Below are 12,741 nucleotides of genomic sequence, written 5' to 3' on the forward strand. Positions count from 1 at the left end.
GCCACCATTCTCCTTGGAATATTTCACAAATACAAAAAAGCCCGGCGGGTTTGGCCGGGCTTTTGTCAATTTTGTGACTTCAACGCTTGGGGATGGCCGCCACGACTTTCAAAAAGTAGTCCCAGAAGTTCCCTACGCTCTCGATATGTACCCGCTCTTCCGGCGAATGGGCGCGACGGATGGTGGGGCCGAAAGAGACCATGTCCCAGTTGGGGTAGGGCTTGGCCAGCAGGCCGCATTCGAGGCCGGCGTGAATGACTTTGACTTCCGGTTCCTTGCCTTCCATCTCCTTGTAGACGTCTTTCATCAGTGCCAGCAGGGGCGACTGCATATTGGGCGTCCAGCCGGGATAGGCGTTGTCCAGTGAGGTGTGCGCACCGGCGAGCTGGAATGCCGCGGCGACATTCAGGCCGTGCTGGTCGCGGGCGCTGTCGGAAAGGCTGCGCACCAGGCACTGGATACGTATTTGAGACTGCCCGTTTACCTCTTCGGTGACCACTCTCGCAAGGTTGTTGGAGGTGTCGGCAATGCCTTCCAGCGCAGTGCTCATGCGCTCGACCCCGTTGGGGCAGCAACGGATGACACGGATCAGTTTGAGCTGGCTTTCAGTATCCATTACCGCTGCCGGAGTGTCGGTTTCTTCCAGAGTGATTTCCAGCCTGGCTTCATTGTCCAGTTCGGCCTTGATGGCGGCGGCTTCACGCTGAAAAACTTTTTGTAAATCTGCGCCCCTGTCGGCCGGTGCAGTGATAGTGGTGAACGACTCGCGTGGAATGGCATTGCGCAGGCTGCCACCGTCCAGGCTGGCAATACGCAGCTCGGGAATTTCCACTAGCGCGGCATCGATGATGCGGTTGGCAATTTTGTTGGCGTTGCCACGGCCTTTGTCGATATCCAGCCCGGAGTGACCACCGCGCAGCCCTCGAACACTTAATTTGAAAGCCTGATGATCCGCGGGCGTGGGTTCTGGGGAATAGGGCAGGGAGACATTGACATCCACACCGCCGGCACAACCCACGTAGAGCTCGCCTTCGTCTTCGGTATCCAGATTCAGCAGCAGGTCGGCTTCGAAGTGCCCTGGCTGCAGGTTTTTGGCGCCGGTCATTCCCGCTTCCTCGTCAATGGTGAGGAGGGCTTCCAGCGCGGGGTGGGGGATATCGGTGGACTCCAGCAGGGCAAGGATCGCGGCAACGCCAATGCCATTATCCGCGCCCAAGGTGGTCCCCTCTGCGGTAACCCACTCGCCATCGATATAGGGCTTGATGGAATCCGTCAGGAAATCGTGGTCGGTATCGGCATTTTTCTGCGGCACCATGTCCACGTGGCTCTGCATTGCCAGGGTTTTGCGATTTTCCATCCCCGGTGTTGCAGGCTTCTTGATGATGATATTGCCGATCTGATCCAGTTTTACATCGAGGCCGCGGTTATTGGCGAAATCAACGATATAGGCCACCACCTTGTCTTCATGCTTGGACGGGCGGGGGATTTCGCAAAGCTTGGCGAAATGTTTCCACAGGGGAGCGGGGTTCAGTTCGGCAATGGTCGACATGGTTGTTCCTTGTGACTTTCTTGAGTCTATCCTGGCGAGGATCCAGATAACGGGGCCGGGATGCCGGGATAGTGGCCAGAGTTGGCCGCAGGGCTTTTGGCCCTGCGGCTGGAAGTTTAGTCCGATGGTGTTACGGAAGACGGTTTGTGGAATAGGGTGTTACAGACGTTGGCAGGACGTTGGTATTGTCGCCGCAGTCAGTTGCCGGCCTCCGGCGCCGAGTCCTCGGCAGATTCTGCGACCAGCTCCAGCGCAATACGGCGCTTGTCGACATCGACTGCGCTGACCTTGACCTGCACCTGTTGATCCAGCTGGAAACGTTCTTCGCCGCGGGTAATGCGCAGGCGCTTGCCGTCAAACTCGAAGGGGTTCTTTTTGCCGTTGAAACGCACAAAGCCATTGATGCCGTTGTCTTCCAGGCGCACACCGATACCGGCGCCATTGACCAAGGTAATGGTGCCGCTGAAGACTTCACCCACTTTGGGTTCCAGGTACTGGCAGTAGAGCCATTGCTGCAGCGCGCGGTCGGCCTGGCGACCGGTGGCAACAACTTGTTGCAGGGCTTCGCCGTTGCTTTCTTCCAGCTTGGGCTGCTCGGTCCCCAGCAGTGCTGCGCGCAACACGCGGTGGTTGTGCAGGTCGTTGAATTTGCGGATTGGCGATGTGACCGTGGCGTAGTGGGCGAGTCCGAGTCCCAGGTGCGCGGCGGGCTTGCCGCTCAGCTCACCGGGGCGCAGCATGCGCTTCAGTACCGCCAGTACATTGTGCATTTCGGTATCGCTGTGGGCTTCCAGTTCTTTCACCAACTTGAGGTAGGTATCCAGCTGGTGCAGATCCTGCTCGGCGTATTCCGGCAGTACGTCTTTCAGCAGTGCGCGAATTTCTGCCATGCGCTCGTCGCGGAAACCGAGGTGAATGGAGAAGCAGCCACCGCCGAGCTCGGCCAGTTTGTTGCCGGCGCAGATGTTGGCGGCCAGCATGGCTTCTTCCACCATGCGCTGTGCCGCGGAGCGCTGTTGCTTTTCGATACGCTCGATTTTGCGCTGTTCGTTCAATACCAGGTCGTAATCCGGGCGGTCTTCCATCACCAGCGAGTGGCCCGCTCGATACTCGGCGCGGGCTTTGCTCAGCTCGTCCAGCTGGCGCAGGCTCTCCTGTTGCTCTGCGGGCACCGCCTTTTCATCCCCTTCAATAAACTGCGCAACCTGGGCGTAGCTCAGTTTGTGCTGTGAGCGGATGGCGGCAAATTCGTAGTCGAAACTATTCAGGGCGCCGTCTTTCCCCACCTTTATGTGCATCACCAGGGCCGGGCGCAGCTCACCGGGCAGCAGTGAAAAGCTGTTTTCACACAGGTTGCCTGGCAGCATCGGCAGGGTTTCGCCGGCGAGGTAAACGCTGCTCGCCCGCTGCTGCGCTTCCTTGTCCAGGGCGCTGTCTGGTTCGATCAGGCTTGAGGGGTCGGCAACGGCAATGTGCAGGGTCCAGCCGTTGTCGGATGCGCTGACGGCCAGGGCATCGTCCATGTCTTTGGTGGACTCGGCGTCGATGGTGGCAAAACCCAGTTCGGAGAGGTCTTTGCGCTCGGCACAAAGGTCTTGCAGCTGTGCTGGCACTTGATCGGCCTGTTCCTGTGCCGCCTGGCTGAACTGGTTCGGCAGGCGATACTGGGCCACCACGAACGCGTGCTCGATACCCGCCATATCCGGCTGGCCGATGACATTTTCCACCTTGGCCTGGGACTTGCCGTCCTTGAACGGGTGACGGGTCACACTGCAGGCAATGAATTCGCCCGGCTGGGCTTTGCCCCGCGCTTTGGGCGGCAGGAAGATCCAACGGGACAGACCGTGCTCACTGGGCTGGATGAAGTGGCCCTGGCCGCGCTGAATGTACTGGCCGACCAGGTACTTGAGCTCGGATTCGATCAGGCTGTCCAACTCTGCCGACAGTTTGCCCTTTTCATTGCCTTTCTCTTCTTCGGTCAGGCTGACACGCACTCGGTCCCCCGGAAACACCCGGTCCATTTCCGCCGGTGGCAGAAACGCCTCGCGGCCGTCATCCAGCACCACAAAGCCGAACTTGCCATTGCTGCCGCGCACGCGGCCATCGGCGAATTCTTTGGTGGAGCGAATATCGGTTTTCAGCTGCGTAAGCTGCTTGAGGGCGTCGGCATTGAGCATGAAGACTTCTCTGTAAATCGGGTGGTGCCTGAATCAAGGCCTGAATAGGGGGTGTATCGGGCGCGGATTCTACCAGACGACAGGTTACAGGCCAGTTTGCTGATGCCTTCTGCTGTGACTGGGTTTTGTATTTGGGTCTTGTAACTGGGTCTGACTGGGATTGTTACCTGCGGGCCCAAAGCTTCGCGAGGGAGAGGGCGGGTAGCGAAGGATTTGGTGGATATTTGGCCCAATGTCGGGTGCCAAATACATGACTAATTCAAAGTAACGATTTTTGAAGGTTTGATCATCCTAAAATATCTACAATTTTGGGATGTAAATGATACCGATTGGTCTATTGGCGCAAAGATCGCAATGCGCGTATTCCGGCACTGGCTATATTCTTAGGGACCTAGAATAAAGCACGGCAGTAGACGGAGCCGACAAAATTGGCCGAGTCTGACGCCGCCGTAAAACCGGCCTCCGGAGAGGATTGTAATGAGTATTTTTTCCCATCCCGCGTACGATAACCATGAAGAAGTTGCCTTTTACCACGACGCGAAAAGCGGCTTGAAGGCAATTATTGCGGTTCACAATACCAACCTGGGTCCTTCCCTGGGTGGTTGCCGCATGTGGCCTTACGCCGACGATGCCGAAGCTCTGAACGACGTCCTGCGTCTGTCTCGCGGTATGACCTACAAATCTGCCATGGCTGGCCTGAAACTCGGTGGCGGCAAGTCCGTCATCATTGGCGATCCGCGCAAGCAGAAAACGCCGGAACTGCTGCGGGCCATGGGAGACTTCCTGAACACCCTCGGCGGCCGCTACATCACCGCAGAAGATTCCGGCACCAGCGTTGCCGATATGAAAATCATCGGTGAGCGCACCAAATTCGTATCCGGTGTGATCGCCGGACAGGAGCACGGCGGTGACCCGTCTCCTTCCACTGCCTATGGCGTCTTTGTTGGTTTGAAAGCGGCGGTAGCGCATCGCTGGGGCCGTACAGACCTGAGCGGCCTGAAAGTGTCTATTCAGGGCGTGGGCAATGTTGGCTTTCGCCTCGCTAAATTGCTGAAGGAAGCCGGCGCTGAACTCTTTGTTACCGACATTTTCCAGGACAACGTGGATCGCGCGGTCAATGAGCTGGGTGCAACCGCGGTTGGCGCAGAAGAAATTTTCGACCTGGATGTGGACCTGTTCGCGCCTTGCGCCCTGGGTGCCATCCTGAACGACAACACCATCGACCGCCTGAAAGTGGGTGCCATTGCCGGTGCTGCCAACAACCAGCTGGCCGAAGCCCGCCACGCGCAAGTGCTCAAAGATAAAGGCATTCTGTATGCGCCGGATTATGTGATCAATGCGGGCGGTATCATCGATGTTTACTACCAGCAGCTCGGCCAGGAGCAGGGTGAGTACAACGCCGATCAGGTGAAAGCGCACATCGAAACCATCGGCACCACCATGCAGGAAGTTTTCCAGCGCGCCGATGAAACCGGTGAAACAACGGCACACGTTGCCGATCGCATTGCGGAAGAGCGTTTCGGACATGAGGACGCCCTGAACAAAGCGGATTCAGCGGCGGCCTGATCGCATTAGGGGAGCCCGCCAGGCGCTCCCTGTTTCGTATTCGATTGATATTTGAACAGTTTTCCTCTGACGACATCATCGTCTCTCTGTGAGGTATTCTTCGGGCGCTACGGCGCCCGTTTTTTTGCCTACACTAATACCCGCTACCCGCGTGACCACATTGCCTTGTGGCTGGCTCTTCTGCCAATTGACGTTTAATCGGCTTTCCAGCCAGCAAAGCGCCGGATAATTTGCGTTGAGCTTTGCGCTGAATTTTGCGGTGAATGGTGGGCAGGTGCCATGCTCCCCGCCGCTGAAAAATACAAAATCAGGATAAGTGACTCAGGATAAGTGACTCAGGATAAATGACAATGGATATGCGAACCGCTTCGGGCCGTCTGGCCCTGCGACTTACTCTTTGCGCTGGCCTAATGGGGTTGTTGTCGGTGTCTGGTTGTGACCGGCATCCGTCATCGAACGGGGACGATGAGAAGGTTCACAAGGCGCTGACTGCTGATAAAGAAGCCGCCGCCAGTAGCAAAGCGGCAGCTAGTGGTAACGAGGCTTTTGTCCAGCCGCCAAAAATCGAGCTGCCATTTCACAAAGAGGTGCTCAAGAACGGTCTCACGGTCATTGTGCACGAAGATCCCAAGGCGCCAGTGGTGGCGATCAATATCTGGTACAAAGTGGGCTCCAAAGATGAGACCCGTGGCAAGACCGGTTTTGCCCACCTGTTTGAACACCTGATGTTCAATGGCTCGGAAAATTTCCCCGGCGAATATTTCGAACCCTTCCAGCGCTCTGGTGCCACGGATATGAATGGCACCACCAACAACGACCGAACCAATTATTTCGAGACGGTGCCCAAGGGCGCGCTGGATATGGCGCTGTGGATGGAGTCGGATCGTATGGGGCACTTCAAGGGTGCCATCAGTCAGGAAAAACTCGACGAGCAGCGTGGCGTTGTAAAAAACGAAAAACGCCAGGGGGAAAATGCGCCCTACGGTAAGGCATTCGATGAGATTGCCACCAATACCTTTCCCTCCGATCACCCTTATTCATGGACCACCATCGGCTCCATGGAAGACCTGGATCAGGCCAGCCTGGAAGACGTCAAACAGTGGTTTACCGATTACTACCAGCCAGCCAATGCCATTCTGGTGATAGCCGGGGATATCACGGTTGCCGAGGCCATGGAAAAAGCGCGTAAGTACTTCGGCAGTATCCCCAGTACCTCGGTGCCGCCGGAACTGAAGAACTGGGAGTTGCCCTCACAAGTGAACAAGCGCCTGGAGATGACCGACCAGGTGCCGCAGACGCGGATTTACTATGTGTGGAATGTACCGGCGATTGGCAGCAAGGAAGAAAATGCGCTGGATTTGATGACGTCGCTGCTGGCCAATCGCAAAAACTCGCTGCTTTATCGCCGCCTGGTGCGCGATGAGCAGGTGGCGACCAGTGTCAGTGCTTTTTACTATGGCCGGCAGCTGGCGGGACAGTTGTTTATCATGGTGGATTTGAAGCCCGGTCAGTCTGTCGAAAAAGTGGAAAAGCTCCTGGATGAAGAGTTGCGCGAGTTCGCCCAGTCTGGCGTGAGTGCGGATGAGCTGCGCCGTATCAAGCAGAGCGAATTTGCCAGCCTGGTGAAGGGGCTGGAAAAAATCGGCGGCTTTGGTGGTAAAACCGACATCCTTGCCCGCTCCGAGTTTTATTACGACGACCCCGGTGCCCTGGTCAATGGCTTGGGGAAATACGCACAGGTATCGGCGTTTGACGTACAGAATGTCGCACAGAAATGGCTCAAACCGCAGCATTTCACCCTGGTAATCAGTCCCAAAGACGAATACGCGGTACGCGAAGAAGATGTTGATCGCAGTCAATTGCCTGCGGTGGACCCGACCGTGGAACTGGAGTTGCCGGAGCAGCAGGCCTTTACCCTGAAGAATGGCCTGAAGGTAGTGCTCGCCGAGCGACATGACACCCCGGTGGTGTTTATGAACCTGCAGTACCGCAGCGGTGCTTCAGCGGATGGGGACAAGCCGGGACTGGCTTCGGTTGTGGCGCGCATGCTGAGCGAAGGGGCAGGAGATTACGATAGTCTCGCCTTCAGCGCCCGTCAGGAAGAGCTGGGGGCGGGGATAGGTGCCAGTAGTGGACTTGATCACAACTCAATTAGCTTCAGCGCCCTGAAAACCGAGCTGGAACCCTCACTGGAACTGTTCCGGGACGTGATAACCAGCCCGCTGTTCCCTGAGAAGGATCTGGTGCGGGTGAAATCCAACTGGCTGGACTCCATTCGCCAAGAAGAGGCTCAACCCCAGGGGTTGGCGATGCGTAAATTGCCACCGCTGTTGTTTGGTGAAGATCACCCCTACGGTGCGCCCTTGACCGGATCGGGCACTCCGGAGGCTGTTGAATCCATTACCCGGGAAGACCTGATTACCTTCCAAAATACCTGGTTGCGCCCGGACAACGCCCAGCTCACCGTTGTCGGAGATGTCACCAAAGCGGAAATTGAGAAGCTGCTCAATGAAACCCTGGGTGGATGGCGCACACCCAAAGAACCGCTGGCGACGCTGGAAATTCCTTCAGTGGAGCGACCTTCGAAGGCCCGTATTTTCCTGCTGGATCGCCCGGGAGCACAGCAGAGTTATATTATGGCGGGGCTCGTAATGCCTCCCTGGCGCGCGGAAGATGCCGAGGCGTTTAGTGCGATGGCCTCGGCGATCGCCGGAAAATTCACCTCGCGACTCAATATGAACCTGCGGGAAGACAAGCACTGGTCCTACGGTGCCCGTGCGGTATCGCTGGATACGGAAGCCCAGCGCCCGTACATCGTGTTTGCCCCGGTGCAAACCGACCAGACAGCTCCTGCCATGCGTGAGCTGTTGAAGGAGTTCCGGGAATACCTGGGCAAACGCCCCATCGAAGAAAAGGAGCTGAAGGACTACCAGGACGATGAAGTGCTCAAGCAGAGTGCGCGCTTCCAGACCAAGGGGCAACTGCTTTCCAGTATCGCCTGGCAGCTGGAAAAAGGGTTGCCACCGGAGTATATCGCTGAATATCCGCAACGGGTCAGTGCCCTGACGAAAGCACAGGTTGAGGCTGCAGCCAAAGAGTATCTGGCACCGGACCAGTTCACCTGGGTGGTTGTGGGTGACCTGGACAAAATCCAGAAAGACATCGAAGCGCTCGGGATCGGGCCTGTGGAAGTCTTGCCGGCTTCGGAATAATTCTTGTCGACCCGCAAAAGCCCGGTGCGCAAGCAACCGGGCTTTTTTTATGGGTGACGCATGCGGTACATTGGCGCAGCCGCTTCCCGCGGGAATTGAATAATAATGGGCTGACACCCCGGTGAGCCCCATAACAGCTGGATCCGATATGTTTGCATTATTTAGCAGTAAAACGTCAGTAACGCACTCTCACAGGGGGCGCTGCGAAGGGGTGAAAGTGTCGGTGCCGTTGGTTTCATTGTCGGTTTCCTTATTGATTTCTTTATTGATGTCCTTGCTTTTCGTTGGCGGCGTCGCGGCACAGGACGGCGGTGCGCAGCAGAAAGGGACGGGGCAGGGCAATATTGCGGTGCATGCAGGTTGGCTGTTCGACAGCGAAAAAGGCCGGCTACTGGAAAAACGCACCGTGCATATTGTCGATGGTCGCGTGGAGTCTGTGGAGCGGGGCTTCACCCGGCGCAGTGGCGAGCGCCTGATCGACCTGAGTGCCTTCTCGGTGCTGCCCGGGTTGATGGATATGCACACGCATCTGGCCTACGAATATGGGCCGCGTACCTACACCGAAACGTTTACCTGGAACCCTGCGGATTACACGCTGCGTGCGGTCAATACTGCGGAGCGCACCCTGCAAGCGGGCTTTACTACCGTGCGCGACCTGGGGGACAGCGACAACGTGACTGTCAGTCTACGCAATGCCATCAATCGCGGGGATATTATTGGTCCGCGGGTGTTTACCGCCGGTACCTCTATTGCCACGACGGGAGGTCACGCCGATCCCACCAATGGTTATCGGCACGATTTGATGGGGAGCCCCGGGCCTGCAGAGGGAGTGATTAACGGTGAAGCAAGTGCCCGCGAGGCGGTGCGCCAGCGTTATAAAGACGGCGCAGACCTGATCAAAATAACTGCCACCGGGGGCGTGCTGAGTGTGGCCAAGAGCGGTCAGAATCCGCAGTTTATGCAGGATGAAGTGGAAGCGATTGTGGCGACGGCCAGGGATTACGGTTTTACTGTCGCCGTGCACGCGCACGGTAAGGAAGGGATGGAGCGCGCCATTCGTGCCGGTGTGGATTCGATTGAACACGGCACTTACATGGACGATGAGACCATGGCATTGATGGTGCAACACAATACCTGGTATGTGCCGACCCTGATGGCCGGGGATTGGGTCACCCAGAAGTCCAAAGTGGAGGGCTTTTTCCCGGAGATGGTGCGCACCAAGGCTGCCGCCATCGGTCCCCTGTTACAGGATACCTTTCAGCGCGCCCATCGTAAGGGGGTAAACATTGCGTTCGGTACTGATACCGGGGTCAGTCGCCACGGTGACAATGCCCAGGAATTTGCATTGATGGTGCAGGCGGGCATGAGCCCGGCAGATGCCATTCGATCTGCCACTTGGAATGCAGCACAGTTGCTGAATGCACAGGATGAGCTGGGTAGTATTGCGCCGGGGAAATGGGCGGATATGGTGGCCGTGATCGGCAATCCGCTGGAGGATATCACGGCGCTGGAGCGTATCCGGTTTGTGATGAAGGGTGGGGTGGTTTACAAAAAGCCCCAGTAAATACAAAAATCCCGGCAATTGCCGGGATTTTTGTAGGGTGCTATCCGTTTTCCATATTCCATGGTGCTATGGAAAGCAGGCATTACTTTTCGAGTTCAAACACCAGCTCCAGATTGACTGAAACCGTGGATTCTCCCGGTGCAATCGGGGTGCTGGTGCTGTCCTTGGCCGATGCCATCTCGGCGCGCATCATGGGGCGGGGCATGCCGCCACCGTGGCTGCCTTCGGAGATGCTTACAATTCTGCGCACTTTGGTACCGAGGGATTTTGCATAGGACTCGGCGCGCACTTTGGCCTGCTCAAGGGCCTTCTCCCGGGCTTCTGACAGCAGGGGTTCCTGCTCGTCAATGGAAAAACTGGGGCCGTGAATCTGGTTGGCGCCTTCCGCTGCCAGCGCGTCGATCACCTTGCTCAGATCATCCAGTTTACGCACGGTAATGCTTACGGTGTTTCGCGCCTGGTAACCGACAATCTGGCGTTCCCGGTTTGGTTGATAGTCGTAGCGCGGCATGAGATTGATACCGCTGGTCTGTACATCCTTTTTGTCGATGCCAGCCTGTTTAATGGCTTTCATCAGTTTTTCCATCTGCTCTGCATTGGCCTGCATGGCCGCATTGCTCTCGTCTGCCTCGGTGACCACGCCGGCCGAGATGTCGGCGATATCCGGTACCTGGCTGGCTTCTCCCTGGGCGGAGATGGAAATCAGGGTGCCGGAGGGGCGTTTCTCGGTGTCGTTGCCACAGCCTGCCGTCAGGGCCACAAGGCCCGCGAGCAGACCGGCGGAGAACAGTTTCAGAGTGTTTTGCATGGCGAATCCTTACTATTGCCAGTGATACTTCTTTGTCAACGGCGCCCATTGTTGCGCCGCGAAGATGAACATCCGGTGAATGCGGCGGAATTAACTAGGTAAATAAACGCGTGAAGGTTTCATCTTGCGGATGATAGAGCGCAAAGCCCAGGCGTAATAACTGCTGGCGGCGGTCACACAGAACGTTTTTTGTGCGCAGTTCGGCCTGCAGTTTCTCCGCATTTTCGGCGCTGCCGCAGCGGAAGGTGAAAAAGTGTCCGTGGCCATTTTCCAGATCGTGTGCGATCAGGTTGTCGCGATTCAGCAGCGGGTGCTGTGCCGCGTCCATGGCCGTAAGAAAACGCTGCTGATTTTGTTGTACGTAGTCGTGGATGCTATCCACGGTAACACCATCCCCGGCGTAAAGGTCGAGCACTGCCAGCGCCTTGTACAGGGGCGAGTAATCCATGGTGGCACCGGCAAAACGCAGCCAGTTATCGCCAAAGCCTACGCCATCCGCACGGTTTTCCAGTTCTGCCATTTCTGCAAACCAGCCGGTATTCAGTGGGCGAAGCTGGCAGCCGCGGGGAATCGACATAAAACACATGCCTTCGCCGGCACCCAGGTACTTGTATGAACCCGCGGTGTAAAACACCTTGTCGGCGATGGCGCTGAGGTCTGTGGGGCGGGCGAAGAAAGCGTGGTAGCCGTCAATCACCATTTCGGTGCCTTCGGGTTTGCGCTCGGCCAGCGCCAGCAGTTCCGGGAAGGCGATGCCGGAATCGAAAAAGACCTGGCTGGCATAGGCCAGCTGGTAGTTACCGTTTTGCAGCTCCCGCTCAAAGCGTTGCGCCAGAGTGTCAAACGGCTTGGTGGGGATGCGTACCACTTCCACATTCGGCAGTTCTTCCAGTCGCAACAGCTGCCGGGCAAAGCTGTAGAATTCGCCATCCGTAGTCAGAATGCGCAGCGGTGCCTTGAGGTCGAACGCGCTGAGCAGACGGTACACCAGCTCGTGGGTGTTGGGCGCCAGCGCAATCTGACCGGGGTCCGGCAGTTTCAGGGCGTTTGCGATACCCCGCTGGAAGGCGGGTATCTTCTCCCCGAAGATTTTGTCCCACTTGCTATCGGCCATTTGCGCGGCGTCCTGCCAGTAGTCGTTGACGGCATTCAGGGTGACATCGGGCCAGAAGTGATGGGAGTGGCATGCCATGTGCAGAACCGGCAGGTCACAACCCGGGGCGGCGGCTTTTTGGGCCGCTTGTAAAAATTGTCGATAGTATTTTTGGTACATTTCGCTCTGGTAACTTTTTCAGGGGTGACTAAAGTGGTCACCAATTTGATGTATCGGGATTGTAATCCCGCAAAGGAGGCGTTGCAGTGGAATATTTGCACACTATGGTGCGAGTCACCGACTTGGATGAATCTCTGGCGTTTTATTGCGACAAGCTTGGCCTGTATGAGGTCAGCCGCAATGATTATGAGAAAGGCCGCTTTACCCTGGTGTTTCTGGCAGCGCCTGGCGATGCGGACATGGCCAATAGCGACAAGCGTCCGTGCCTCGAGCTGACCTACAACTGGGATCCGGAGAGCTACACCGGTGGCCGCAATTTCGGCCACCTCGCGTATCGTGTCGACAATATCTACGAGACCTGCCAGCGGCTGATGGACATGGGGGTGACCATTAACCGCCCGCCGCGCGACGGCCATATGGCATTTGTGCGCTCACCGGACAATATCTCCATCGAGTTGTTGCAGAAAGGCGAGGCGCTGGCGCCGCAGGAGCCCTGGGCTTCCATGGCCAATACTGGCGAATGGTAACGGGTAGAAGGAAACTGCTGAGCGGAATCGGCAGCACGCGGTAATAGCAGCGAGAGTTGACGAGC

8 protein-coding genes are annotated in these 12,741 nt (G+C 57.0%); 4 read left to right on the forward strand and 4 right to left on the reverse strand.

Annotated features, from left to right (window positions below; translation table 11 throughout):
- Positions 1-79 precede the first annotated feature (79 nt).
- Positions 80-1,549: an aminoacyl-histidine dipeptidase gene (locus GRX76_RS10410; RefSeq protein WP_160153244.1), complete on the reverse strand. Its 1,470-nt coding sequence runs from the start codon at positions 1,547-1,549 to the stop codon at positions 80-82.
- A 197-nt stretch (positions 1,550-1,746) separates the two neighbouring features.
- Positions 1,747-3,726 carry a VacB/RNase II family 3'-5' exoribonuclease gene (locus GRX76_RS10415; protein WP_160153245.1) on the reverse strand — a complete coding sequence of 660 codons (1,980 nt, stop codon included), beginning with the start codon at positions 3,724-3,726 and terminating at the stop codon, positions 1,747-1,749.
- A 477-nt stretch (positions 3,727-4,203) separates the two neighbouring features.
- On the opposite strand from GRX76_RS10415, the gene GRX76_RS10420 reads away from it, so the two are divergent.
- The 3 genes from GRX76_RS10420 (at position 4,204) to GRX76_RS10430 (ending at position 10,068) form a co-directional block, all read left to right on the forward strand.
- Positions 4,204-5,292, forward strand: a complete 1,089-nt coding sequence (locus GRX76_RS10420) for a Glu/Leu/Phe/Val dehydrogenase dimerization domain-containing protein (protein ID WP_160153246.1) — start codon at positions 4,204-4,206, stop codon at positions 5,290-5,292.
- A 350-nt stretch (positions 5,293-5,642) separates the two neighbouring features.
- The gene (locus GRX76_RS10425; RefSeq protein WP_160153247.1) at positions 5,643-8,504 is read left to right on the forward strand and encodes a pitrilysin family protein; all 2,862 of its coding nucleotides are present in this window, start codon (positions 5,643-5,645) and stop codon (positions 8,502-8,504) included.
- Positions 8,505-8,772: 268 nt separating this feature from the next.
- Positions 8,773-10,068, forward strand: a complete 1,296-nt coding sequence (locus GRX76_RS10430) for an amidohydrolase family protein (protein WP_160153248.1) — start codon at positions 8,773-8,775, stop codon at positions 10,066-10,068.
- Between the two features lie 82 nt (positions 10,069-10,150).
- Here GRX76_RS10430 and GRX76_RS10435 read toward each other — a convergent pair whose 3' ends face one another.
- A complete protein-coding gene (locus tag GRX76_RS10435) occupies positions 10,151-10,876 on the reverse strand; it encodes an SIMPL domain-containing protein (protein WP_160153249.1) in 726 nt (241 codons plus the stop codon).
- A gap of 94 nt (positions 10,877-10,970) precedes the next feature.
- Positions 10,971-12,068 (reverse strand): hypothetical protein, encoded by a 1,098-nt coding sequence (locus GRX76_RS10440; protein ID WP_236250321.1) that lies wholly within the window; start codon positions 12,066-12,068, stop codon positions 10,971-10,973.
- 167 nt (positions 12,069-12,235) lie between these two features.
- Here GRX76_RS10440 and GRX76_RS10445 point away from each other — a divergent pair, with 167 nt between their 5' ends.
- Positions 12,236-12,676 (forward strand): VOC family protein, encoded by a 441-nt coding sequence (locus tag GRX76_RS10445; RefSeq protein ID WP_160153251.1) that lies wholly within the window; start codon positions 12,236-12,238, stop codon positions 12,674-12,676.
- The last annotated feature ends 65 nt before the right edge of the window (positions 12,677-12,741 follow it).

It is taken from the genome of Microbulbifer sp. ALW1 (genome assembly GCF_009903625.1).
In the GTDB taxonomy this organism is placed as follows: Bacteria; Pseudomonadota; Gammaproteobacteria; order Pseudomonadales; family Cellvibrionaceae; genus Microbulbifer.

Bases quoted from the DNA above. Each gene is read 5' to 3' on its own strand.
- GRX76_RS10410 (WP_160153244.1), bottom strand. From the start codon at position 1,549: ATGTCGACCATTGCCGAACTGAACCCCGCTCCCCTGTGGAAACATTTC.
- GRX76_RS10415 (WP_160153245.1), bottom strand. From the start codon at position 3,726: ATGCTCAATGCCGACGCCCTCAAGCAGCTTACGCAGCTGAAAACCGAT.
- GRX76_RS10420 (WP_160153246.1), top strand. From the start codon at position 4,204: ATGAGTATTTTTTCCCATCCCGCGTACGATAACCATGAAGAAGTTGCC.
- GRX76_RS10425 (WP_160153247.1), top strand. From the start codon at position 5,643: ATGGATATGCGAACCGCTTCGGGCCGTCTGGCCCTGCGACTTACTCTT.
- GRX76_RS10430 (WP_160153248.1), top strand. From the start codon at position 8,773: ATGTCCTTGCTTTTCGTTGGCGGCGTCGCGGCACAGGACGGCGGTGCG.
- GRX76_RS10435 (WP_160153249.1), bottom strand. From the start codon at position 10,876: ATGCAAAACACTCTGAAACTGTTCTCCGCCGGTCTGCTCGCGGGCCTT.
- GRX76_RS10440 (WP_236250321.1), bottom strand. From the start codon at position 12,068: ATGGCATGCCACTCCCATCACTTCTGGCCCGATGTCACCCTGAATGCC.